Origin of the sequence: Streptomyces glaucus, assembly GCF_039533365.1 — a bacterium.
Taxonomy (GTDB): Bacteria; Actinomycetota; Actinomycetes; order Streptomycetales; family Streptomycetaceae; genus Streptomyces; species Streptomyces glaucus.
Window position 1 is genome coordinate 1 of the sequence record NZ_BAAATK010000018.1, and the last position, 22,168, is coordinate 22,168.

23 protein-coding genes and 2 pseudogenes are annotated in these 22,168 nt (G+C 69.3%); 12 read left to right on the top strand and 13 right to left on the bottom strand.

Annotation, left to right across the window (positions count from 1 at the left end; translation table 11 throughout):
- Window positions 1-235 precede the first annotated feature (235 nt).
- The 7 genes from ABD363_RS15495 to ABD363_RS15525 all read right to left on the bottom strand — a co-directional run bounded on the left by ABD363_RS15495 (window position 236) and on the right by ABD363_RS15525 (window position 6,842).
- Entirely contained in the window at window positions 236-1,999 is a 1,764-nt protein-coding gene (locus ABD363_RS15495) for a hypothetical protein (protein WP_344603719.1), read from the bottom strand.
- A 119-nt stretch (window positions 2,000-2,118) separates the two neighbouring features.
- A complete protein-coding gene (locus ABD363_RS15500; RefSeq protein ID WP_344603721.1) occupies window positions 2,119-2,544 on the bottom strand; it encodes a hypothetical protein in 426 nt (141 codons plus the stop codon).
- A 79-nt stretch (window positions 2,545-2,623) separates the two neighbouring features.
- A complete protein-coding gene (locus ABD363_RS15505; RefSeq protein ID WP_344603723.1) occupies window positions 2,624-3,856 on the bottom strand; it encodes a DUF2637 domain-containing protein in 1,233 nt (410 codons plus the stop codon).
- A gap of 148 nt (window positions 3,857-4,004) precedes the next feature.
- Window positions 4,005-4,826 (bottom strand): P-loop NTPase family protein, encoded by an 822-nt coding sequence (locus tag ABD363_RS15510; RefSeq protein ID WP_344603725.1) that lies wholly within the window; start codon window positions 4,824-4,826, stop codon window positions 4,005-4,007.
- Window positions 4,827-4,843: 17 nt separating this feature from the next.
- A complete protein-coding gene (locus ABD363_RS15515; RefSeq protein ID WP_344603727.1) occupies window positions 4,844-5,899 on the bottom strand; it encodes a hypothetical protein in 1,056 nt (351 codons plus the stop codon).
- A complete protein-coding gene (locus ABD363_RS15520) occupies window positions 5,896-6,180 on the bottom strand; it encodes a helix-turn-helix domain-containing protein (protein WP_344603729.1) in 285 nt (94 codons plus the stop codon). Before ABD363_RS15520 ends, ABD363_RS15515 begins: the two co-directional genes overlap by 4 nt.
- Window positions 6,181-6,239: 59 nt before the next feature.
- A complete protein-coding gene (locus ABD363_RS15525) occupies window positions 6,240-6,842 on the bottom strand; it encodes a hypothetical protein (RefSeq protein WP_344603731.1) in 603 nt (200 codons plus the stop codon).
- 432 nt (window positions 6,843-7,274) lie between these two features.
- Here ABD363_RS15525 and ABD363_RS15530 point away from each other — a divergent pair, with 432 nt between their 5' ends.
- The 5 genes and pseudogenes from ABD363_RS15530 to ABD363_RS15545 all read left to right on the top strand — a co-directional run bounded on the left by ABD363_RS15530 (window position 7,275) and on the right by ABD363_RS15545 (window position 10,229).
- Window positions 7,275-7,907 (top strand): ParB N-terminal domain-containing protein, encoded by a 633-nt coding sequence (locus ABD363_RS15530; RefSeq protein ID WP_344603733.1) that lies wholly within the window; start codon window positions 7,275-7,277, stop codon window positions 7,905-7,907.
- 23 nt (window positions 7,908-7,930) lie between these two features.
- The gene (locus tag ABD363_RS15535) at window positions 7,931-8,575 is read left to right on the top strand and encodes a hypothetical protein (RefSeq protein ID WP_344603735.1); all 645 of its coding nucleotides are present in this window, start codon (window positions 7,931-7,933) and stop codon (window positions 8,573-8,575) included.
- 80 nt (window positions 8,576-8,655) lie between these two features.
- Window positions 8,656-9,087: pseudogene (locus ABD363_RS32645) on the top strand (N-acetylmuramoyl-L-alanine amidase); the annotation flags it as partial.
- Between the two features lie 39 nt (window positions 9,088-9,126).
- A complete protein-coding gene (locus tag ABD363_RS32650) occupies window positions 9,127-9,714 on the top strand; it encodes a peptidoglycan-binding protein (RefSeq protein ID WP_425577989.1) in 588 nt (195 codons plus the stop codon).
- A gap of 59 nt (window positions 9,715-9,773) precedes the next feature.
- Window positions 9,774-10,229, top strand: a complete 456-nt coding sequence (locus ABD363_RS15545; RefSeq protein ID WP_344603739.1) for a single-stranded DNA-binding protein — start codon at window positions 9,774-9,776, stop codon at window positions 10,227-10,229.
- Window positions 10,230-10,491: 262 nt separating this feature from the next.
- On the opposite strand, the gene ABD363_RS15550 is transcribed toward ABD363_RS15545, so the two are convergent.
- From ABD363_RS15550 to ABD363_RS15560, 3 genes are all read right to left on the bottom strand, one after another.
- On the bottom strand, window positions 10,492-12,060 hold the full coding sequence (locus ABD363_RS15550; RefSeq protein WP_344603741.1) for a hypothetical protein: 1,569 nt from the start codon (window positions 12,058-12,060) through the stop codon (window positions 10,492-10,494).
- Window positions 12,057-12,356, bottom strand: coding sequence for a hypothetical protein (locus ABD363_RS15555; RefSeq protein ID WP_344603743.1), 300 nt, complete (start codon window positions 12,354-12,356; stop codon window positions 12,057-12,059). The genes ABD363_RS15550 and ABD363_RS15555 overlap by 4 nt, the downstream gene beginning before the upstream one ends.
- 73 nt (window positions 12,357-12,429) lie before the next feature.
- A complete protein-coding gene (locus ABD363_RS15560; protein ID WP_344603745.1) occupies window positions 12,430-13,119 on the bottom strand; it encodes an RNA polymerase sigma factor in 690 nt (229 codons plus the stop codon).
- A gap of 249 nt (window positions 13,120-13,368) precedes the next feature.
- Here ABD363_RS15560 and ABD363_RS15565 point away from each other — a divergent pair, with 249 nt between their 5' ends.
- Window positions 13,369-13,632: a hypothetical protein gene (locus ABD363_RS15565; protein ID WP_344603747.1), complete on the top strand. Its 264-nt coding sequence runs from the start codon at window positions 13,369-13,371 to the stop codon at window positions 13,630-13,632.
- 178 nt (window positions 13,633-13,810) lie between these two features.
- Here ABD363_RS15565 and ABD363_RS15570 read toward each other — a convergent pair whose 3' ends face one another.
- From ABD363_RS15570 to ABD363_RS15580, 3 genes are all read right to left on the bottom strand, one after another.
- Complete coding sequence (locus tag ABD363_RS15570) at window positions 13,811-14,278, bottom strand: helix-turn-helix transcriptional regulator (RefSeq protein ID WP_344603749.1); 468 nt, start codon at window positions 14,276-14,278, stop codon at window positions 13,811-13,813.
- Complete coding sequence (locus tag ABD363_RS15575; protein WP_344603751.1) at window positions 14,278-14,829, bottom strand: hypothetical protein; 552 nt, start codon at window positions 14,827-14,829, stop codon at window positions 14,278-14,280. The genes ABD363_RS15570 and ABD363_RS15575 overlap by 1 nt, the downstream gene beginning before the upstream one ends.
- Window positions 14,830-15,493: 664 nt before the next feature.
- On the bottom strand, window positions 15,494-15,955 hold the full coding sequence (locus ABD363_RS15580; protein ID WP_344603753.1) for a hypothetical protein: 462 nt from the start codon (window positions 15,953-15,955) through the stop codon (window positions 15,494-15,496).
- A gap of 311 nt (window positions 15,956-16,266) precedes the next feature.
- Between ABD363_RS15580 and ABD363_RS15585 the strand changes: the two genes are divergently transcribed.
- From ABD363_RS15585 to ABD363_RS15610, 6 genes and pseudogenes are all read left to right on the top strand, one after another.
- On the top strand, window positions 16,267-16,854 hold the full coding sequence (locus ABD363_RS15585) for a hypothetical protein (RefSeq protein WP_344603755.1): 588 nt from the start codon (window positions 16,267-16,269) through the stop codon (window positions 16,852-16,854).
- The gene (locus ABD363_RS15590) at window positions 16,851-17,465 is read left to right on the top strand and encodes a toxin (protein WP_344603757.1); all 615 of its coding nucleotides are present in this window, start codon (window positions 16,851-16,853) and stop codon (window positions 17,463-17,465) included. The genes ABD363_RS15585 and ABD363_RS15590 overlap by 4 nt, the downstream gene beginning before the upstream one ends.
- On the top strand, window positions 17,465-18,655 hold the full coding sequence (locus ABD363_RS15595) for an MAB_1171c family putative transporter (protein WP_344603759.1): 1,191 nt from the start codon (window positions 17,465-17,467) through the stop codon (window positions 18,653-18,655). The genes ABD363_RS15590 and ABD363_RS15595 overlap by 1 nt, the downstream gene beginning before the upstream one ends.
- On the top strand, window positions 18,648-20,048 hold the full coding sequence (locus ABD363_RS15600) for an NAD(P)/FAD-dependent oxidoreductase (protein ID WP_344603761.1): 1,401 nt from the start codon (window positions 18,648-18,650) through the stop codon (window positions 20,046-20,048). Before ABD363_RS15595 ends, ABD363_RS15600 begins: the two co-directional genes overlap by 8 nt.
- Window positions 20,049-20,276: 228 nt before the next feature.
- Window positions 20,277-21,056 (top strand): annotated as a pseudogene (locus ABD363_RS15605) (ParA family protein); the annotation flags it as partial.
- Window positions 21,053-21,946 (top strand): hypothetical protein, encoded by an 894-nt coding sequence (locus tag ABD363_RS15610; RefSeq protein WP_344603764.1) that lies wholly within the window; start codon window positions 21,053-21,055, stop codon window positions 21,944-21,946. The pseudogene ABD363_RS15605 and the gene ABD363_RS15610, both read left to right, overlap by 4 nt.
- Window positions 21,947-22,168 lie beyond the last annotated feature (222 nt).

Consider the following 22,168-nt stretch of genomic DNA (forward strand, 5'->3'; position numbering starts at 1 on the left):
CGGCGCCGTTCCCCGTCGGCGCGGCGCGGCCCCGAGGCGCGCCGGAGCGCGCGGGAACGGCGCGGCGCGGCGCGCCTGGAACGGGTGAAGAACGGGCGCGCCTGCCCGACGGCGCGCGTGCTGGATGCCGGAGGCGCGCGGCGCGGTACCGAGGTGAGGTGATGAGGGACAGGGGAAGACCCGCGTCGAGGAGCGCGCCCGAGGGGGCCCCGGGCGCGCGTCACGTCACGTCACCTCACTGCCCGGCGGGCGCGCTGCCGAAGTACGGGGCGAACGCCTTCCGGATCTGCGTGTCCACCGGCGGTGCCCCCCGGTAGTAGGCGGCGAGCTCCGTGTGCCCTTCCCGCTCGAGCTGGGCGATGATCTTGGGGCGCTGCTCGAGGAGGTAATTCCGCAGCGGGATCATGTCTGGATCGCCCTCCTCGGAGATCGGCGCCAGATGCTCACTCAGCGTGCACATCAGCACCCGGGCCTGGATGTCCGCCTCTGCGCGCAGAGCCTCGAGAGCGATCTTCGTTCTCCGGTCCGGTTCGCGCTTGGGCGGGCGGCCGGCGGCGAAGTCGGCGAGTCGCTGTGCGCTCGGGGCCGGGGCGGGGCGATCCTGCGGCTCCTCGGCCTCGGTGGTGTCCTCCGGGGTCTCGCCGGGTGGCGGTCCGTCTTCGGCCTCCGGGTCCGGCGGCGGGGGCACGGCACCCTCGGTGGGCGGCTCCTCCTCGTCCTCCTGGTGCTCGGCGTTCTGCTGCGGGGGCGGCGTCTCGTGATGCTCCCGCGCCTGGTCCTGCCCGCTCTCGTCCGGTGGCGTGCCGGGCTGATCCCGCTCGCCCTGGCTCGAGGATGCGTCAGCGCCGCCGTGCTCGCCTGCGCGCGCCTGCTCCTGACGCTTCCGCTCCGACTCCTCCTTGATGTGCGTGAGGGCCCTGGTGAGCAGAGAGTCCGCGTCCATGTCCCCCCACATCCTCGTCCGGGTCGGAATGGTCCGCAGAATGCGGGATCCCCACTCGTTGCGGATGGCCTGCAGGCGCCCCTCCGGATCGGTTTTGTCGGTCAGAGCCCGGTGGATCAGCTCGACGGCCTGCGCCCCGGTCAGCCCGAAGTCCGGCCGGCTCCGCTCACGGCCACTCGGCTCCGGCGCCCGCTGGGGGGACTCGGGCACGGGGAACTGCTCCTCCAGGTAGGCCTCCGGTCGCGGCTCGATGACCGTGCGGGTCTCCGCCGCGTCCTCGTAACCGAGCCAGCGCAGCAGACGGTCCACGCTCTCGTACCGGTAGGTCCAGCCGGGCCGGATCTCCCAGTGCTCCGGCATGCTGTGCGTGCCGGTCACATACGCCTCGCCCACCGCGTGGAACTCCACCACGGCGTCGACGGCGGCCTTTATGTTCTTCTCCGCCTTGATCCGGCGGGTGGTGTGCTGCGTGGGCTTGTCGTTCTCGAACACACTGCTGATCTCCTGGCGGGCGATCAGCAGTGTGGGGCCGTTGTGCCGGCGCAGAAGCCACAGCATCTCTCCCCACCGGTCCTTGGCGTGGCCCCACAGGTCGCGCTCCTCGTCGACGAACGGGTCGTCGAGGCGCGGCGCTCGCTGGCCGGCGGCGTAGGCCCGACGCTCAGCGCGCTTGCGGCCCACCTGCGACACCTCGTCGCTCAGCAGGTCCCACACGGAGGAAATGTCGTCGATGACGATCATGTTCCTCTTGCCGTCCGCGCCGGGGGGCCGCGATATCGCCCAGCGGATCGCGTCGAGGATGTCCGCGAACGATCCGTCGTGCGGCACGATCTCGTACCGCGCCCCCTTGATTCGGCCGTAGTAGTCGGCGGTGCTGGAGTTCCCGCCGACCTGCAGCCAGTACGTCATGGCGACCAGGTCGGACGCCGTGCCCACGGCGGCCTCGTGCCCCTTTCCGGTCTTCTCAGGACCAGCGAGCAGGACGATGGGCGGGTTGGGCTTGCCGGTCGGCTTGCGGGATCTGCGCTCGCGTTGAGGCGTGGTGGTACCAGGCATCTGGGTGTTTCCTCACTTCGTGGTTCCCCGGGTTGCTCTCCCGCGGAGGATGCGACGGCGGAGGCCTTAACCTCTCGCCGTTGACATCGGTTACCCATTCTACCCCTCGGTGGGGTGGATCAACGCCTGTTCAGCAGATCAGTCACGGGGCTCGACGAGGCCGGATCGTGGTCCTCGCGGTGCCGGTCGTACCAGGCGTCAAGGGCCTCGGCCCCTTCGGCCGCGGCCTCCATCTGTGCCTCGGGTATGGCCTGCCACTCGGCGACCGCGTCCTCGTACTCCGCTCGGACCGTGTCCGGGTCGCGGCCCACGTTCTTCGGGCCCAGGGCTTCCGCGATCTCCTCCCAGGGCGTGCCGGCCAGGGCCTCGGCGAGGACAACCAGATCGACAATCTGGGTGGCCATTTCCCGCATGCGGCGGGCGTTGCGGATGCGCTCTGCAGGGTCGAGAGGCTCAGCCGTGGCCGCGACTTCCTGCCGGGCTAGGTCGGACAGGTCGCGGACAGCACGGGCGGTGGCGATCCGGGCCAGGATCTCCGGTGTCATGGAAGGGTCCGATCATGCAGGCGGCGGGCACCCCGGGGTCGGGGGCCCGCCGCTTCGGTACGGGTAGGGGCAGGATGCCTTACGCGTTGACTGGCGTCGCGTGGCCGAACGCAGCGAAGACCTGGTCGACCGTGGCGCGCGGCGGGAGGTTGATCCCCCGCTCCGCTGCGTACGTCTTGATGAGGCGGGCGCGTACCTTGCGGCCGTTGCCCTCGCTCTGGTCTAGGACGGCCGCGATCTCAGCGCCGGTCAGCGGGCCGCTGAACAGGTCACGGTATCCGTTGTCGAGGACCCACTTGATGATCTCGTACAGGTCATCCTCGGTACGCCATTCGGGGACCGTCGTCGGTCCGACGCTGGCCTCCTCGTCCTGGGTGGCGGGCGCCGTCGGCTTCGGCTGGGGCGCCGGGTCGGTGGCCTTCGCGGGCTCCTGCGGGGGAACGGTCGCCGTGACGGGCCGCGGCCTGCGGGCGGCCGCCGCGGGCACCACCAGGTCGGGGGCTGGGAGCGCCGCGGGCTCCTTGACCGGCTCGACCGGCTTGGCCGGCGGGGCGAAGATGCCCGTCGGCTCGATGCCCGCCGCGCGCAGGCCGGCCGGGGCCGTCTCGGCGAGCGGGACGCCGGCGCTGACGAGCTGCAGCGGTAGCAGCGACGCCACGGGCGCCTTCCTGCGCCACGCCCGCCCAAAGCGGCCGCGGAGCTGCGCCTGGTAGACGAGCCGCTCCTGCTCAAGCGTGAGGACGGTGTCGTAGTCCGTGATCTCCCACAGCTTCATGCGGCGCCAGAGCAGGAAGGTCGGCAGCGGGGAGAGGAACCAGCGGGCCCACCGGACCTTGTCCATCCGACGGCGCCGGCCGGTGGCCGCGCCGATCCGGACGGCGTAGATGTGCGCGGCGATCTCGGAGACGGCTACCCAGAGCAGGGACATGGCGCCGTGCGCGATCTTGGACCACAGGGAGTTGCCGGCCGCGACGTTCAGCGCGCAGGTGATCAGGCTCAGCGCCCAGGGGACGAGCCTCGCCCACCACAGCGGCATGTCCATCCGGATCAGGAAGAGGTACGCCCCGGTGAACACGGGGATGGCGGAGTCGATGGCCGTGGGCAGCACCCACGGCTCGGTAAAGCCCCAGGACGCGGCCGCCTGGGACACCGAGTCGAACGATGCGTAGAAGCCGAGGCCTCCGACGCCGGCTCCGCCCACTGCGACCGTGCCGGCGCCGAAGCGCTCCCAGCGGCTGAGCGGGGGGACGCCGGAGTCGTCGGGGGTGTGCGGCTTCCCGTGCTTGCGGGTGCGGCGGAACGGCAGTTTCAAGACGCATCCTCTCTTTCGGGTCACCCGGGCGGCTCATGCTCTTGGCCTTCCGGGTCGACCAAACGATATAGCGTCTTCCGTCTTCTGCGCCGGTACGGACGACTACACCCTGTCAGGAACGAGACATAGCGGCTATTTCGGCCCGTGGTTACCAGTCGAGTTGCTGCGCGGGCCTCCGCCGGTCCGGCCCTACGACGGGCACCAGGAACGCGGAGTGTTCCATCCGGGACAAGAAGCGCTCCCCGAGAATCTCCGCGATGCCCGGGAGTGGCCGTTCTTTCGTGCGGCGGCGGTGCAGGTTCGTGGAGTACGCCGTCGGTCGGCCGGCCGCGACGCGGGCGTCGATCAGGTCGATCGTTTCCCGCCGCGCGAACTCGCTGGCGACCGTGTCCATCTCGCCGCATACCTCGTCCAGGATCAGCAGGTCGCAGGTGATGAACCGGGTGCGCACCTGGTGGGTGGTGAGGTTGTGCGGTGCGGAGTCGGGTCGCCTCCATGTCAGGTAGGCGGAGTGCTTGACCATCAGAGCGCGCAGGCCCATGTCGGCGGCCTCATTGCCGAGGGCGCACAGGGCGGTGGTCTTTCCGCTGCCGACGTTCCCCGGCATGATCGCGTTCAGGTGCGACGGGCGGCCGCCGCTCTTCTTCGCGGCGAGGAGGGTGTCGAGCCACTGCCGCAGCTTGTTCGGGCTCTGGTTGTCGTCTAGGTCTGCGAAGCGGAAACGCAGGTACTCCTCGTGCGCGGCGTCGATCATGCTGTTCTTCCACGCGGCTTGGGCCGCTCGCGCCTTCGGTGCAGCGATCCGGTCCCAGGCATCACCCGTGTCATCGGTCCGACGGTCCGGTACGCCGAGCTGAGCCATGTCCGCGCCCCCGCGGGCCAGCACCGCGCGGACATGCGCGGTAACGGCGTCAAGGCGGTTGAGGCCCCGCTCCGTAGCGGCGGCCGGGGCGTCCGTCGTGGTCGTCATGGGGTCGCCCTCCTGGCTCACGGTCGTTCGATGACGCCGAACTCGACGTCGTCCGGGGAACTGCTGATGATCGGTGCGCTGCTCGGGTCGTCTCCCCAGTTGGCGGTGTCGCTGTACGCGGGCGGCCGGGAGCCTCCGAAGCGGGGCCGGTCAATGTGTACGCCGGCCGCGGCCGCGCACGCGTCTTCGAACTGCTGCTGGCTGGGGAACGCGCGCTTGGTGTTCTCCAGGGCGGTGGCAACCTGTCTGCGGTCGTATCCGGCTGCCAGAGCGTTACGGATTAGCTTCCTGACGCCGTGGTAGGCGCGGCTCCTGTCGCCGACGTACCGGGGGATGATCCCGGCGTCCGCCAGTTCGTCCACGCGGCCCTTCTTGGCAGGCTGCCCGTTCTTCGCCGCGGTGCCCCACCACCATTGGGCCCCCGCCGTGGCCCCCTCGTCGAGCGCGGCTTTCTCCGCTGCCTTCTTCTCGGCCGCGGCAGCCCTCTCCGCGTCCGCGGCTGCCTTCTCCTCCGGCGTCCGGCGGGGGCGCCGGGTGCGGGCGGGCTTCTTCGGCGGTGCGGCCAGCTGCTCCTCCTCCGGCTCGGGCTCCGGGCCGGAGGGCGGTTCTTCCTCGTCGCGGGGATCGGACTCGAACCCGTCGCTGCCGAAGGTGCCGTCCGGGTACTCCACGAGGAACGTACCGTCCTCCTGCTCGACGACGGGGACAGCCGGGTCCCTCTGGGTGCTGAAAATCTCGTGATCCCGGACCCACTGCTCGATAGGAGTTCCGGAGACGGCCGTGCCCATGACGCACTTCCCGTTGCGCAGCCGGCGCCGCTCGAGGCGGTAGTAGCCGTGCGCGGCGAGCTCGCGCAGCGCGGTACGGACGGCGCCGCGCCCTTCGCGTCCCTCGCCCTTGGAGAGCTGGTCGGACCGAACTTGCCATCCCTCCGCCTGGTCCAAAAGGAAGACCAGAAGTGCCAGAGCGCGGTAGCTGATTCTGGTATCGCGGACGGTCTTGGAGTCGACTATGACGTACGGGGGGCGGCTCGGGTTGTGGCGCAGTCCTCCGGCCGTGGACGGGCGGTTCATGCGGAGGCCTCGCTGGTGTCGTTGGTCAAGCGGAAGTACGTGCGGTGCGTGGGGCGGCCGTTGTCGCGTATGAATCGGCGGTCTCGCTCGGCGACGCCGGCGGCGCGCAGCTCGGAGAGCGCACGGCGCACGGCGTGCGGCTTCACCTTGAGGCCTGCGGCGACGGAGGGGACGTCGACCCAGTGGCCCCGGGGGTGCGTGGCGAGCTGGCACAGGACGCGGAATGCGCGGTCGGACAGGTCCGTGGCCTCGATGCGGGTGGTCTTCACGCTGGTGGTCATGGCGGGAGTTCCTGGGGAGAGTGGGCCGGCCGTGGTGGGCCGGCCCCGGGCGGTCAGCGTCATGCGTCGGTTGCCTCGGGCACGGCCCCGGGCAACAGCTCCGGCGTCTCCTGCAGGTACTTGTCGAGCTCATGGCGCCGGTACGCCGCGATCAGCACCTCCAGGCCGATGTTGCGGCCCTTGTGCTTGTTCCAGGTCCAGGTGACGGTGCCGGTCGGCTTTCCGCCGGGCACGAACTCGAGGCCGGGAATCTCCTCGCCCGTCCGCGAGTCGAAGATCGTGCCGGTCTCCGGGTTCCTGACGGCGTGCGTGAGGCACGCGGTCACGAACGCCGGTTTCGCGGTGACGATGACGTCGACCTCGCCGTTCCTCTCCGCGTACTCGTCGAACTTGTTCTGGTCGGCGACCACGAACCGGTCGTTGGTGGTGTTGACCTTGTAGTGGCCCACCTTCTGGCCGCCGACTTCCACCACGAGGTCGGTCCGCTTGTCCCTCATGAAGCTCTCGACGAGGGGGTCCTTCGGCGCGTCCTTCTTCGGCTGGATGACGGCCTTTTGGTGGCCTTCCATCGCGCGGGCGAGGGCGCCGATCAGCCCGAGAACCGTCAGGGGGGTCTCGGTGGTCTCCTCGCCCGGGGTGTCGTCGGCGACGTCGTGCGACATCTGGTGTTCCTCTCTTCCCGGGACGTCACGGGCCCGGGTTTTCGTGGTCTCCCGGGCGGGGTGTCTCGGGGGCGTCGCATGGAGGTACGTCACCGGCCGGAATTTGTTACACCGAGGCCCAGGTGGCTGGGTTGCTCTCCCAACCGCGTCGAATAGTACACCCAAGTAAATCTCTCGGGGAGGAGGCGACGTTAACGGTGCGGCCGCCTACCTTCCTCGCGGCTCTGCAGCATCCGGTGACGTCACCGGATGGGGCAGCGCCCCGGCTCTGCCCCATCCGGAACAGGGGGCGGGGCCGGCCCGGCAGCGGGCGAGGGACGGCCATGACGGCATGTCCCGCTTGCGAGGCGGGGCGCCGCGGTAGGAGTCCGCGGGCTCGCAACCCTCGCCCGCTGCCGGACACCGACCGCGTGGGAGAGGACTGCACCAGCCGTGACAGAGACAATCGCCAGGCCGCCGCGCCGCATCGACTATGTGCCGCTTACCGACCTGCCGCCAGCGCCCCGCAACCCCAAGCGGCACGAGCTGGAACTGATCATCGACTCGATCCGTATGCACGGCCTGGTCGAGACCCCTGTCGTCGACGAGCGCACGCACAAGACCCTCCACGGCCACGGCCGCCGCGAGTCCCTGATCGAGATGCAGATCCGCGGTATGCCGGCCCCGGACGGCGTCGTCATCGACGAGGACGGCGGCTGGCTGGTCCCCGTGCAACGCGGCTGGGCGTCCAGATCCGACGCCGAGGCCGAAGCGGTGGCGATCAAGCTGAACCGGCTGCCCGGCGAAGGCGGCTGGGACCCGCGCACGTTCGCCGAGGTCCTCGAGGACCTCGCCACCAACGAGGCGGAGCTGTTCGACTCCCTGGCCATCCCCCACGACGAGATCGACAAGATGCTGGGCCTGGTCGACCCCGAGACCCTGCCCGGTGGCGGCCGCGAAGACGAGGCAGCCCTGCTACACCTGCCCGACGACGGGGAACGTGAGAGCGCCCTCAGCCCTGACGACGAGGGCCGCGCCCCTCAGACCTGCCCGGCCTGCGGGCACATGTTCACGCCCGGCCACTGACCCCCTCCTGCTGAGGTACGCCCATGTCCACCCGACGCAAGGCACACCGGCCCCGCCGCCGCGCCGGCCGGCCGCGCCTGCTCTCCGAAGAGGTCGAGCAGCGACTCGTCGCCGCCTCGCGCACAGGCGTCGCCGTCGAGCTGGCCGCGGAGATGGCCGGGGTGTCCCGCTCGAGCTTCCTGGCATGGATGGCCCGCGGCCGCGCCGAGGTCGAGGCCCGCGAGGCCGGCGCGGAACCGGATCCGGAAGAGGAGGAGTACGCGGCCCTGTTCGTGAAGGTCCGCACCGCCCGCGCTACCGCGGCCGCGCGTGCCATGGCCAACATCCGCAGGGTCGCGGACGGGGGGATCGTCACCAAGGTCACCACCCGCCGGTTCCGGGACTCGGCCACCGGCGAGATCGTCGAGGAGACCGTCGAGGACCGCACCCCGCCGGACTGGCGCGCGGATGCGTGGTACCTGGAACGGCAGTTCCGTGACCAGTACGGCAAGGACGCCACCCTCGCGGTCGAGATCACCGGCCTGGGCGACGTACCAGTCGGTCCGGACGACCAGGCTGTGGACCTGGCCGATCTCGCTGAGCGCCTGGACCGCACCCTGCACGCGGTCGAGTACCCACCCGAGCTCGAGGACGGCAGCGTCGTCGACGCCGAGGTCATCGACCCCTGAGCGGGCAGCGCGCGACGGTAACCCCTCCGGCCCTGCACCGTGCCCCCTTCCTGAACACCAGCAGCGGAGGGGCACCACCTATGTCTGTCAGCATCGTCTCCCGTACCGGCTGGGGCGCGAAGCCCTGGGCCGGCGACCCGGCCGCCGTCGCCCTGAGCCGGCGCAGCGAGTTCTTCGTCCACTACGACGGCGGCAACCCGATCAGCTACACCGGCAGCAAGGTTCCGCAGACCATCGACCGCGCGCACCGCAACCAGGGCTGGGCGGGCATCGGCTACAACTTCGTCATCGACCAGGACGGCACCATCTACGAGGGCCGCGGCTGGGGCCTGCAGGGCGCGCACTGCCCCGGGCACAACACCACCGGTATCGGCGTGCAGATCGCCATCGGCGGCGACCAGAAGCCCAGCGACAAGGCGCTCGCCGCGTGCCGCGCGCTGTACGAGGAGGCGTGCGAGAGGACCGGCCGGACGCTCGCCAAGAAGGGCCACAAGGACGGGTACGCCACGGCCTGCCCCGGCAAGCACTTGTACGCGTGGGTGCAGGCGGGCATGCCGGCCGGGGACTACCAGCCCACCCCCGGCGGCTCCACCGGCTCGCCCTCCAGCGGCGCGTCGGCGGTGGCCCGCTACCAGGTCGTCATCAACGGTCTGAGCTACGGGTACGGCGCGAGCGGCGCGCACATCACCAGGGTCGGTGAGGCCCTGGTCAAGCGTGGTTTCGGCAAGCACTACAAGAGCGGCCCCGGTCCCGAGTGGACCGACGCGGACACCCGCAACTACCAGGACTTCCAGGAGTCCCTCGGGTACAGCGGCAAGGCTGCGGACGGCGTCCCCGGCGAGAGATCCCTCAAGGAGCTGCTGGGCACGCTCCCGGCCAAGGTGACCGCGAAGCCGTCCCCGCCGAAGTACCCCGGCCGGGACAAGTTCGGTCCCGGCAAGTCCAACTCGTACATCACCCAGCTCGGGCAGCAGCTCGTCCGCAAGGGGTACGGCAAGTTCTACACGCAGGGTCCCGGCCCGAAGTGGTCCGAAGCGGACCGCAGGAACGTGCAGGCGTTCCAGCGGGCCCAGGGCTGGACCGGCAGCGGCGCGGACGGACTGCCCGGCCCCGAGACCTGGTCCCGCCTGTTCTCCTGACTCCTCCCCTCCGGCCAGCCCGCGCCCTGCGGGCCGGCCCCGTCTCGAAAGGCCCGCCCGTGGCAGGCGAAACCGTCATCACCGTCGTCGGTAACCTCGTCGACGATCCCGAACTGCGCTTCACCCCCTCCGGCGCCGCGGTCGCCAAGTTCCGTGTCGCCTCGACCCCCCGCACATTCGACCGGCAGACCAACGAGTGGAAGGACGGCGAGAGCCTGTTCCTGACCTGCGCCGTGTGGCGGCAGGCGGCCGAGAACGTCGCCGAGTCCCTGCAGCGCGGCATGCGGGTCATCGTCCAAGGGCGCCTGAAGCAGCGCTCCTACGAAGACCGCGAGGGCGTCAAGCGCACCGTCTACGAGCTGGACGTCGAGGAAGTCGGCCCCAGCCTCAAGAACGCCACGGCCAAGGTGACCAAGGGCAGCGGCGGGGCGCAGCGCTCCGCGGCCGCGGCGCAGGGCCGTCCTGCCGCAAACGATCCGTGGGCGGGCCCGGCTTCCGACGAGCCGCCGTTCTGATCCACACACTCCGAAGGGGGCTCCGGGGTGATTCTCCGGGGCCCCCTTCGGGAGTACCGGGCCCCGTGCCGAGTTGAGGCACCTCGGACGAGTTCCGATTTCTGAAACCGTCGCAGGTCAGCGAGTTGGACAGGCAAGTCGCGCGTTTCAATCACCCGAGAGCGCTCAGCACCTCACGCTGCTTCGGCCCTGGTCAGAGGTGACTACAGAGAGCTACTTGTCACTTCGCCGCAGCTTCGGGAGCGCACCCCCTTCGGGCTGGTCAGGATGCGGCGATCCAGGCCGAGCCGGAGATGAGCAGGTCGTCCTCGGCGTCGTCCTGGTCGTGGGCGGGAGGCTCCTCGGGTGCCTCCGCGTCGGCCGGGGGAGACGACGTCTCGCCGGCGGGAGGATCCTGCGCAGGCGGGGCGCTAGGCGTCTTCTCCGCGGGAGGGGCGGGCTTCTCGGGCTCGCTCGGCGCCGGTTCGCTCGGGGGTGGGGTCTCCTCCGCTGGCGGGGCTGGGTCCTGTGGTTTCTGCGGCGCCGGGGTCTCCTCGGCCGGCGGGGCGGGAGTCTCCTGAGCAGGAGGCTCCGCCGGTGCCGGGGTCTCCTCGGCCGGCGGGGTAGACGCCTCCGGTGCCTCCGCCGGGGACGCGGGTGTGCTCGGCGTGGCTGGCCCCTCCGGGACCTTCGGAGGCGCCGCGGGAACGGGCGCCGCGGGAACGGTGGTGTCCGTGCTGGGCTGCGTCACCGGCATTGCTACGTGCCCGGGGGCACCGCTGGCCGGAGGGGTGGGATCGATACCGGCGGCGAGCGCCACGATGTCCTCGCCCTCGTGCACGCCCGGCGCGGGGGCGGTGTCCAGGCCAAGGACGAGACGGGCGGCCATTATGGCGGGGGCGTCGATCGTCGCCACCGCGGGACGGGTGATGAGCCGGTCTACGTCGTGCCGGTTCAAGCCCAGCGTGCCCAGCGTGAGGGCGGCCAGCCGCGGCGGTAGCGGTGCCGCGCTGCCCATGGCAGTGGGACCGGCCGCGTGGTCCGCGCCCACCAGGAGCTCCATGTACTCCTTGATCCGCTTGGGATCTGTTCCCCACAGCACGTAGCGGTCGTGCACCTTCATGTTCGGGTACAGCTCCCGGGACCCGTCTTGACGCGTCCAGGTGTCGGCGTAGGCGGAGTCGTAGAAGATCCGCAGGCCGATGCGCTCGCTGCCGTAGCTGAACGTGAAGATCGTGCTGTCCGGGCCGACGGCGGCCTTGGTGGACATCACCATGCCGTCGGAGTCCGTGCACTCCGCTTCGAGAGAGCTGATCGAATTGCACTGGATCCTGCTGGACCCCGCGAAGAACTGGAACTCGGAGTCGTCAAAGGGTGATGCGGATTCCGTGACGTCCGCGCCGGCGACGTCTGCGGTGACGTCCGGCGCGCTGGCGCTGCTCTCCTCCGATGCGGGGCCGGTGACGTTCGTGTACCGGCCTAGGGCCCAGCTCGCGGCCAGCGCGGGAAGGAGTGCGGCGACGAGGGCGGCTCGGCGCCGGCGCTTGCGGCGCATTCCCTCGTCGACCTGGTTGGTCGGCTCGGCTGGTGGCCGCTCCACGCTCGGTGGCGTGGGCGTGTTCAGCCCGAGCATGTCGTCGAGGTCGGGGAACTCCTTGCACGCCCGCACCATGTGCTCGGCGGCCTCGAGCGTGATGCCCGGCATCACGTTGCGCACATGCCGTACGGCGGTGCGGAATGTCTGGCCTCGTCGCATGCGCAGGGTGCGCGTACCGCCGACGTTCAACAGCGTCGCGTCGGCCTTGAAGTTGCCGACGACGATTTCGATCTTGCCGCTGTCCGAGGTGCTCAACTCAGGTGGTCCCTTGACCGATGGGCGAGTATCTCGGCCGCCAGCTCGGCGCTCTCCTCCAGGAGGTCGGGGGTGATCTCCTCGATGTCGGAGATGATGATCTCGCCGCCGTCGGGGAGCTCGATCACCGTGCGGTACAGCTCCGTCTCCTCCAGGCCGTCGCCGGTGCCTGCATCGTCACGGCTCTCCAGCGGGTTCAGGGTCCGCATGAAGGCCGCCATCATGGCGTCCTCGGTCTGCTGGATCCGTGCAGGGCTGCGGACGTGGCCGGGGGCCAGGGCACCCGCGGCCGCCAAGGCGCGGCGGGTGTCAGCGTCGTGTGGGATCGGGCCGCCCTCGAGAGCACGCTCGAGGCGCTCGGATGGCTTGTCAGCGTTGCGTCGCAACATGCTGGGCCCTTTCCTGGTCCGGTGCGGTCTGCACCCGTATCCCGACAACTTTCCCTCTGCTCACTGCGATGGCCAGGAGCTCCTCCTCCAGATCGGCGGACGAGCTTCCCTCCGGCAGAACCTGGGCGAGACGGCGCAATGACCGTACCGTGAGGGTGCGCACTGCTCCCTCACTCCTGCCCATAATCTGCGCGGTATCCGCCGGGCTGCAGCCGTCGAAGAAGCGGAGTTTCAGGCAGGTGCGCTGATCGGGTTTGAGCTGGTTCATCCGCTCGGCGATGGCTTCGGCGAGCTGCCGGCGTTCGGCCTGCTGCTCCACCGATAGGCCCGGCCGGGGCTGGTCGAGCTGGAGGTGGTCGGCTTGCAGGACTTCGGTGGGCCGCCGCTGCTCTTTGCGAAGGTAGTCGATGGCGGTGTTGCGGGTGATGGTGCTCAGCCAGGCCGTGGGGTTCGTGCCCGGCCGGTAGCGCCCGACGTTTTGCGTCACCTTGATCCAGACCTCTTGCGCGAGGTCCTCGGCGGTGTGCGGGTCGCGCACGTAGTGGCAGACCCAGTTGTAGACCGTCCTGTTCATACGGCGGTAGAAGGCCCGCATCGCTGCGGGAGCGTCGCTTCCGCCTGCGGCCGCGGCCGTGATGAGCTGGTCGATGGTTGCTTCGGTGTCGGTCACGGCGTGAAGACCCCCCATGTGCCGGCTGGGCGCCCGACGTGCGGTTCGGACTGACCGTTAGACCCGTTGGGGCGGGGGAGGATCGTCTTCCGCTATGGCGCCGAAGCAGCATAACCGGCCAACTCGCCGTCGTCACCGTACAACTGATCGATCGCCGATTCTTCTGGGGTTACTGTAATCTGCCCGCTGCAGGTGAACGTCGGGAGAGCAACCCGGCGGGCGCCTTACCCGAAAGAGAGGAGCACCCTGATGACCTCGCACGCCCTGGCACCCGCCCCGACCGCGGGAATCGACACGGCCCTGATGCAGTTCCCCTACGAGCAGTGGGTCCTGATGCCGGCCGCGGCCGTGTACGTGCGCAACGCGGGCCTGCCGCGCGAGAGGCTGACGACGGTGGTGCGTACCGGCCGCCGCCGCGGTGTCTTGCGCACGAGGAGGGACCCGGAGCTGCGCCTTACGTTCGTACGACGGATCACCCGGACGCCTTACCGGGAGTCGGCGGACACCACTTGATTGATCCTTTGGATAACGGGCCAGGGCGCCCCTTCCCCTAATGGCCTTTCGCGCGCGCAGGCCCCGCGCCTCGCGGCGCAGCCGGCGAGGAGAAGGGGCGCCCTGGCCCGTTATCCAAAACAGCACGAGGGGCCCGGGATGAACCTCCCGGGCCCCTCTGTGTCGTGCGACCGGGGTGTCAGCCCGCCAGTCGGAGCATGGGTACGGCCTTGGGCAGGGGTGCGTCCTCCCCGCCGTCCGGGTCCGGGTCGAACATGGTGCCCGCCCGCGGGTCGGACCGGCGCGGCGGCCGCACACCCGACTCGTACAGCAGGGGCCACAGGTACGTGTCCGGGTCGGTCAGGCTGTTGATCATGTGGGCTTCCGACTCGTAGCCGGCCAGCAGCGGGTGGATACGCACCATCCCGTGCTTCGTGCGGCCCTCGAGGATGCCGATGTCTTTGAGCTGGCCGATCGCGCGGGACACGGCCGCCTGGCTGATCCCCAGGCGGCGGGCCAACTCCCCTTGTGTGATCTGGACCTCTCCGCCGGGCCGCTGGCGGGCAGTGAGAATGTCGAACACGTCGCGCGCCGTGCCATTGAGGCGCGCGTTCGGGAGGTGCTCCCACATCGCAGGGTTGTGAACGAGAGGTGCGCCGGTCGTCATCAGTTCCTCGTCTCAGACAGGGGAGGTTCAATCGGCCGGTTCTTCAGCTCGTCCGCGATCCGTGAGATCAGGGCGTGCTGCTTACGGCTTCCCCACCGGTAGGCGTAGATCGGATTCACCCGGTACTGGCCCTGTCGGTGCTTCCACGCGAAGTTGTGCGTGTCCAGCACCTTCATGGCCCGGTTGATCTTCGAGTGGTGGCAGTTGAAGTGCTTGCCGAGGCTCTGCTGGGTGGCCTGGATCAACCCGTCCTCGTCGTGCGTCGCCGCCATGAGATCCAAGAGGTTGCGAGCCATCGGGGGCAGATCGAACCGCCACAGGTTCTCGTGGATCTCCGTGGACAGGCTGAGGTGCTTGCCGCCGGGGAACGCATACCGCTTGAGAGGCGGGTCGGCGTGGATCGTGCCGCCGTTGCGGCTGATCCTCTCCAGAGCCTTGAGCAGGCTATGCGACTGGTCCTCCGGCCCGCGGTTCGGCGAATCGGGAACAGGCGACAGCCGGACGACCTTCCGCGGTTCGGGTACAGCGGCACTACGCCTTGCCTGGGCCACTAACCTGCTCCTCTTCATCTCACCTGGAACCAATATACCTAACGAGTCATGTAATTCGCGGTTCTGTGCACTCGCCAGCGCGCCGTCCTTGCGTCGATGCAGTTGTGCATGCTGCTGCACAACTTCGCGGGGAACCGGTGCTGCAAGTTGTGCGTGTGGCTGCACAAAACTCATGCATCACCGCAGGTCACAGGGCTGCCGCTATCTTCCTGAGAGGGGCCTGCCCAACGTCTGCGGGTGCGGGTCCGTACGGGTTGCCCTGCGGTCCTCGCGCAAGCGCTGCGGTCCTCGGGGCGGGCCCTGCAGGAGGAGTAGCGGCTGTCCCTAGTCTCGGGTAAGCCCAGGCAGCAAGGAGAAGCGTGGTGCCTGCCCGGTGGGGGTGGCCCGAGACATACGCGCGCCAGCCCGTTCGGCCACCTGCATCGCTGTGGCTGGCTGTCGGTGGCTGAGGTTCTGACAGGGCGTGATCACCTTCTCCGCCAATGTTTAGTGAAGGAGCGTGTACCCTCAGTAACCGCTTTTAGTGGCCTGTATGCTCGGCGTCAAGCAGTACCCCCGCTTCCTGGTCAGGCCAGGCGGGGAGGTCAAAGGGGCGTTGGCCGGGCCAGGCTGGCGCCCCTTCTGCATGTCCAGGCCTTCCCCCAGCTGGGACGCCTGGGAGCGTTCATCTTCGGGCTTCGATCGCGGCCCAGGTGACGCGGCCACCGTTGTCGCCGATGTACTGCCCGATGTCGACGGCGATGCGGTGCACCAGGTACAGGCCAGGCTCCTCTTCCGGAGGGGGCAGCTGGCGAGCCATGTCGCCGACCGACACAGTGACGTGCGCGCCGTCATATGCGACTTTGCCCACCAGATCGATGCCGGCTTGGTGCCGGGCGGTCACGTCGACGAGTTCAGTGAGGACGGCCAGGACGTCGGCACAGGTCGGTCCGGTGTCTGGAAGGTCCTCGAGGAGGCTGGGCAGGGACAACGACACCACCTCGGTGGCTCTCTGCACCACTTCGGCGGGTGTCACCTCGGGGCCGATAGCAAATTCCAGGGAGTTCACCGTCACCAAAGGGCCGGCGGTCGCTCTGTCGAGGCGGTCCGTTATGTAGTTGTGGGGCGTCGCGTCGGAGAGCGTCATGGTCATCCCGTCCCGTCGGCAGCATCAAGCGAATGCTAGTTCGAATGTGTTCGTTCCGAAGGAGTGACGCATCTTCGCTGGGCATGTCTCGTCATTTCGCTACTTTCTGTGAGCGGGTACGCCGCGAACAGGGGAGTATTCGCAGGGCAGTTACGTAGCGTGCTCGGACGGACCGATTCCGCTGGCTGGATCTTGCAATGCATCAGTCACCTGTGTCAACGATCGTTCCCTCACAGGGGACGATCGTTCCCTGTGGGCGCTCCGCCGCGTAGTGTTCGGGCAGCAAAGTCCCACGACATCAGGAGCCACCAGTGGAGCTGCCTCTCCCCGAGACCCTTCGACGCCTCAGAGCGCACACGGGCGAGCAGGACCTCAACCCGCAAGTGCTGGCTGCCAAAACGGCCCTGCCAGAGAGCACCGTCCGAGCCCTGCTCCGCGGCGACGACCTCCCGCAGGACACGGTCGAGGAACGCGTCTGCGACCGCATCAAGCGGCTCGCGGACGCCTACCTGAGCTCCCGTGAAAAGAGGTTGAGTGACCTTGTTCTGGAGGTGCACGAGAGGCTGGGCATCTCTACGAAGTGGGCCCGACAGGTGCTCAAGGGGGAGAAAATGCCCAGCGTTCCCCTGCTGCACGACCTCGTGGCCTTCTTCAGAGTCGAGGGAGGGGAGGCCTTTTTCACTGCGCCGCCGGCCGACGCTCTCAACCGCGTTCTGCTGCCAATCCTGACAAAATATGAGAATCCCGAACAAGACCCAGTTACGGCGCTTATGGAGAAATTCGGCATAAAAGCCATGGATCTCCGTCATCACGGCAGTATGACGCGCGGGCAGCTTGAGAACCTCTTGGAAGGAGTCATCAAGTCGGTCATGCCGCCGAAGGGAGACACCAGCCGATGAGCACCCGTGCGATGAAGGCCCTGCTGTCCTCTCTGGGCAAGGAAGCCGCCAAGACCATCCAACGGCCGGCCGAACCGCAGGTCGTCATGCAAGCGTTCTGCCGAGCACTGAGCGCCCACCTGGAGCGCCCCATCGACCTCGCGTTCAGAACCTTCCCCGCCGACCTTCCCGTACCCGTCTCCGGCATGCGCATCGACTTTGGCGACCGCTCCATCATCGTGGTGGAACAGCACATGCACCCCGAGGCCCAACTGGTCATCCTGGGCCACGAGCTGTGGCACGAAGCGCGCGGTGACTCCTGCTACCACCTCGCCGGAATGAACGCCGCGGCCCGAGCCCTCCCCACCGACCAGGCGCCCGACGCCATCCGACGCGCCGCCGAACAGATCCTCAGCACCGAGGAGATCCCGCGTGACGCCATCCTGGCGGTAGCCGCTCGGTCCGAATCCGTCGCCAGCGCCGAAGTGGACGCCGAAACGTTCGGCCTGTTCTTCGGCCGCGAAGCGCGTACCTGGATGACCGGCCGCTACGCACAAAGCCCCGCGAACCCCGGCACCGTTGAGGGCCGCCTGAACCTGTCCCTGCTCAACCGTGGCGGACGCATCCTCTGATGAGCCCTGACTTCCACATCCCCTACATCCTGCCGACCGCGCTTTTGGCCATAGCCCTGCTGCTGAAGGCGCCCACCTTCCTGCGGGCCATGAAGGACGCCGACGTACGGGCGACGACCATCCTCCTGACCTGCGCAACTGCCGTCCTGGTCGTCATCACCCCCGCCAACATTCATCGGCTGAACGTCTGGACGGGCATCCCGAACATCGCGGCACCGTGGGCGTACAGCTTCCTGACCGCCTTCTGCGCCACCGGCTTGACCATGATCATGCGCTGGAGGGAACCCCCCTCGAAGCGGCGAGACAGGCGCATGCGCGCGATCTACTGGATCTACGCCGGCATCATCCTCGCCCTGTGGGCAACGTTCCTCCTGGCGGACGTTCCAGAGCCGCGGATCTACGACCTCGACACCTACTACGCCACCACCCCGTGGATGCGCGAGCACACTCTGCTGTACGTGACCGCTCACATGGTGTCATCCCTGATCGCCGCGTACATGCTGTGGAAGTGGTACCCCCAGGTCACCCACCGCTGGCTCCGCACGGGCCTCGTCTGCCTCCAGGTCGGATACGCCTCCGGCCTCGTATTCGACGTGGCCAAACTGATCGCCGTAGGCGCCCGCTGGACCGGCAACAACCTGGACTGGCTCAGCACCAAGGCCGCACCCCCCTTCGCTCTCCTGGAGGCCGTCCTGGTGGCACTGGGCTTCATCGCCCCCCAGGTCGGGCCCTGGTGTCAGAAGGTCTGCCGGGAACTGCGCGACTACCAGCGCCTGCGGTTCCTGTGGCGCACGGTCCGCGTCGTCCAGCCGGCCGCGGCCACGGCCCGCTTCGGCTGGTGGGTCCCTCTCGACCTCCGTGTCCTGCAACGCCAGCAGCGCATCCACGACGCACTGCGCCTGCTCGCCCCGTACTTCTCCCCCGAGACCTACCAGCGGGCCCACGCCGCCGCCGTCGCCACGCGTGGAAAGGCAAACGCCCGAGGCATCGCCGGCGCCGTCGCCCTGCAGGACGCCACCGACGCCTACCGCCGCCAACAGCCCCGCCACACCGGCGACGAAGTCCCCCAGATCGGCCCCGACGTCATCGACTACCTCGACGCCGTAGCGCAGGCCCTGTCCCGGCCCCGCACCCTCGACAGCATCCGCCAGCAGGTGACCAGCACAGAAAGCGTGACCTTCCATGCCTGAGCAAGCCACCACTGGCCGACCCACCGCGATCGTCATAGGCGCCAGCGCCGCCGGCCTGTTCGCCGCGGCCGCGCTCACCGAGTTCGCCGACGTCACCATCGTCGAACGCGACCCCCTGCCCAACGGGCCGGAACCACGCCGAGGCGTCCCCCAAGCACGCCACGCTCACCTCGTGTGGAGCGGCGGCGTGCAAGCCTTCAACACGCTGCTGCCCGGCGTCATCGAGGAGATCGTCGCCAGCGGCGCGCGCCTGGTGCACATCATGGGCGACATGGTGTCCCGGGCGCCCAACGAGATATGGTTCCGCCGCTTCCGGTCCACCCACCACCGCAACCTGGTGTGCTCCCGCCTCCTCCTGGACGCCGCGCTCCGAGCCCGGGTCCTGAACGACGAACGGATCACGCTCCACCAGGACACCACCGCGCTCGCCCTCGAGGGCACCGCTACCCGCGTCACCGGTGTTCGGGTCAGAGCCGGCAGCGACGAGCACACCCTGCACGCCGACCTCGTCGTCGACGCCTCCGGCCGCGGCTCCCGCGCCCCCCAGTGGCTACAGGCCCTCGGCCTACCCGCGGTCACCGAGCGGGAGGTGAACGCCGGCGTCACCTACGCCACCCGCCTCTACCGCGCCCCCGGCTCCACCGCGAGCGCCGACTTCCCGCTGATCAACGTACAGGCCAACCCCGCCAAGGCACCCGGCCAAGGCGGCATCATCCTGCCGATCGAGAACGCCCAGTGGATCGTGACCCTGTCCGGCACGCGCGGCGGCGAGCCCACCAGCGACCCCGAGGCCTTCGTCGACTTCGCGCTCGGCCTCGGCGACCCCATCATCGGGGAACTGCTGAAAAACGCCGAGCCGATCAGCGAGGTAGCCACCACCCGCAGCACAGCCAACCACCGCCGCTACTACGAGAGAATGGACCGCTGGCCCGACGGGTTCACCGTCATCGGCGACGCCATCGCCAGCTACAACCCCGTCTACGGCCACGGCCTCACCGTCGCCGCACAGTGCGCGCTGGCCGTCCGCGCGGTGCTGCACTCCACCCCCCTCACCACGCCCGGCACCGCCCGGCGCCTCCAGCGAGCCGCAGCCCGCCCCGTCGCCGCGGCCTGGGACCTGGCCGTCGGACAAGACGCCCTCTATCCGGGCGCCACCGACACCCCGCCCACCGCTGCGGAAAGGCTCCTCGCCCGCTACGTCGACCGGTGCGTCGAGACCGGCGCCAGCAACCCGCGCGCCTTGGCCGCCCTGCTGGACGTGATGAGCCTGGAGAAGCCGGCCACCCGCCTGATCTCGCCGGACATGCTTTGGCCCATGCTGTTCGGCCGGCGGAAGCCTCACCTCGTAGAACCGCCCCTGCGCGGCGACGAGCGAAAGACGGCCTTGAGCTAACAAGATCATTCTTGCCCAATTGGGCAAACGTCCAGGGCCCCGTACGGGTGACGTACGGGGCCTTACCACGTACCAGATCCCGCACCGATACGGGAGCGCCGCCCGACCCCGGCCGTCCGTCTGACTATCGTCCCTCCCATGACGAACACCACCGCGGGGACCTTCCTCGACCCCCGACCACGAGCCGCGGAACTCAGAGACCGCGTCGCCGACCTCATGAACCGCGACGGCCGCCCGGTCATCATCGCCATGTGCAACCAGAAGGGCGGCGTCGGCAAGACCACGCACACCATCAACCTCGCCGGCGCGCTCGCCGAGCACGGCCTTCGCGTCCTGATCGTCGACTGCGACCCCCAGGGCAACGCCACCACCGCCTTCAAGGTGAAGCGGCCGAACCCTGCTGGCTTCACCCAGAGCACCGCGGTCCTCGAGGTCCTCGACGCTCACCCGCTCGTCGTCCAGACGCAGGTGCCCAACATCCAGCTCCTGCCGGCGAGCATCGACATGGCGCTGCTGTCCAGCGGCCTGCGCGACACCGGCATGGGTCTGACCCTCTACCGGCGGATGCTCGAGCCGTTCCACGGCGAGGTGGACGTGATCCTGCTGGACATGCGGCCAGCCCTCGACACCGACACCGACGCTCAGACCGCGGCCGCGGACTTCGCCATCATCAACGTCGACGTCGACGAGTGGGCGATGGAGGGCGTCCGCCTGCAGATCGCCCAGCACAAGAAGATCATGAAGCTCGTCGACCGCGACGACTTTGACGTTCTCGGCCTGATCATCGGCCGCGTCACCAAGCCCATGGGCGCCTTCGACCGCGAGGTGTACGACGTGCTCCGCCAGCACCCCACCATCCCGCTGCTCGGCGAGGTACCGATCCGGTCCGCCGACCTCAAGGAGGCCCGCCACGAGGGCCTGCCGGTCGTCCAGTTCCGGCCCAGGTGCGACACGGCCGGCTTCTTCCGCGACATCGCCGCGAACGCGGGGCTGGTGAAGGCCGCATGACCAAGAGGTTCGATCTGGGCTGGGGCGACGAGGAGGAGACGGACACCACCGCCAACGCCCTGGTCCGCACCGAAGCCGCCCGCACCGAAGCGACCGAGTCCGCCGTCACGGCGCGCATCGCGGATGCCGTCGAGGCGGCCCGGCCCGGCCTGCACCAGATCCCCGACCCCGTTGAGCCCGCCGGGGAGGGCGAGCTCACCGCCGAGGAGAAGGCACGCCTGGACGCCTGCGTCGGCGGCGTGGAGCTGCTGACGACGGCGTACTGGATGGCGGGCAAGTCCCTCGACACCATCGCCACGGGCCGCCTGTTCCGGCGCATCCCCCACAAGATCAAGCCCGGCGAGTATTACACGACGATCGAGGAATGGGCCTGGAACGAGTACGGCATCAAGCAGTCCCGATGCTCCAAGCTCCGTGCCGCCTGGCCCCTGGCCGAGGCCCTCGCCGCGCGCGGCTACAACGCCCCCGAGGGGCAGGTCCGCGAACTCGTCCCGCTCACGAACAAGTACGGCCTGAACGCCGGCGTCGCCCTGTACGAGATCGCCGTCGAGCAGCACGGCGCGGACAAGGTCACCGCCGAACGACTCCGGGACCTGGTCAAGCTCCTGCCCGACGACCTGGCGCTCAAGGACGACGAAGACGCCGACCAGATCACCCGCATGCTCGAGGGCGTCATCGAAAACGCCGAACCGAAGGCGCTGCCGGCGAGCACCGGCATCCCCCCGGCCGTCCGCCGCAACGTCGAACGCCGCGCCCTCGCCCTGGCCGACGCTCTCAACCGCGGCCGCATCCCGCGCGTCGAGGTCGAGCGCCACCTGCTCGAGGCCTTCGTCGAGGACCCCGCCGTATTCGACGCGGTCCTCGCCCGCATGAAGAAGGAAGCCAAGTAGGCGCACCGCATAGAACGCGCGAAGGCCCGGCCATAGCAGGTGGCCGGGGCTCCGCGCGTGTGTGTAACAGGTGTGCAGCATACGGCAGTTGTGTAACCCGAAAGAGGACAACCGATACCCGGCTGTCTGGGGGAAGTGCTACGGTGAAACCGCCTCGCCCCGCAAGGGGACGAGGGTGGCACATCGCGCACCATCGGCGCGGTTGAGAACCGGGATCGGGTT

Excerpts from the sequence above, each read along its gene's own strand:
- ABD363_RS15520 (WP_344603729.1), bottom strand. The coding sequence starts at position 6,180 with ATGACCACCAGCGTGAAGACCACCCGCATCGAGGCCACGGACCTGTCC.
- ABD363_RS15610 (WP_344603764.1), top strand. The coding sequence starts at position 21,053 with ATGACCAAGAGGTTCGATCTGGGCTGGGGCGACGAGGAGGAGACGGAC.
- ABD363_RS15600 (WP_344603761.1), top strand. The coding sequence starts at position 18,648 with ATGCCTGAGCAAGCCACCACTGGCCGACCCACCGCGATCGTCATAGGC.
- ABD363_RS32650 (WP_425577989.1), top strand. The coding sequence starts at position 9,127 with ATGCCGGCCGGGGACTACCAGCCCACCCCCGGCGGCTCCACCGGCTCG.
- ABD363_RS15570 (WP_344603749.1), bottom strand. The coding sequence starts at position 14,278 with ATGACGACCGGCGCACCTCTCGTTCACAACCCTGCGATGTGGGAGCAC.
- ABD363_RS15500 (WP_344603721.1), bottom strand. The coding sequence starts at position 2,544 with ATGACACCGGAGATCCTGGCCCGGATCGCCACCGCCCGTGCTGTCCGC.
- ABD363_RS15565 (WP_344603747.1), top strand. The coding sequence starts at position 13,369 with ATGACCTCGCACGCCCTGGCACCCGCCCCGACCGCGGGAATCGACACG.
- ABD363_RS15590 (WP_344603757.1), top strand. The coding sequence starts at position 16,851 with ATGAGCACCCGTGCGATGAAGGCCCTGCTGTCCTCTCTGGGCAAGGAA.
- ABD363_RS15580 (WP_344603753.1), bottom strand. The coding sequence starts at position 15,955 with ATGACGCTCTCCGACGCGACGCCCCACAACTACATAACGGACCGCCTC.
- ABD363_RS15535 (WP_344603735.1), top strand. The coding sequence starts at position 7,931 with ATGTCCACCCGACGCAAGGCACACCGGCCCCGCCGCCGCGCCGGCCGG.
- ABD363_RS15510 (WP_344603725.1), bottom strand. The coding sequence starts at position 4,826 with ATGACGACCACGACGGACGCCCCGGCCGCCGCTACGGAGCGGGGCCTC.
- ABD363_RS15525 (WP_344603731.1), bottom strand. The coding sequence starts at position 6,842 with ATGTCGCACGACGTCGCCGACGACACCCCGGGCGAGGAGACCACCGAG.
- ABD363_RS15495 (WP_344603719.1), bottom strand. The coding sequence starts at position 1,999 with ATGCCTGGTACCACCACGCCTCAACGCGAGCGCAGATCCCGCAAGCCG.
- ABD363_RS15515 (WP_344603727.1), bottom strand. The coding sequence starts at position 5,899 with ATGAACCGCCCGTCCACGGCCGGAGGACTGCGCCACAACCCGAGCCGC.
- ABD363_RS15595 (WP_344603759.1), top strand. The coding sequence starts at position 17,465 with ATGAGCCCTGACTTCCACATCCCCTACATCCTGCCGACCGCGCTTTTG.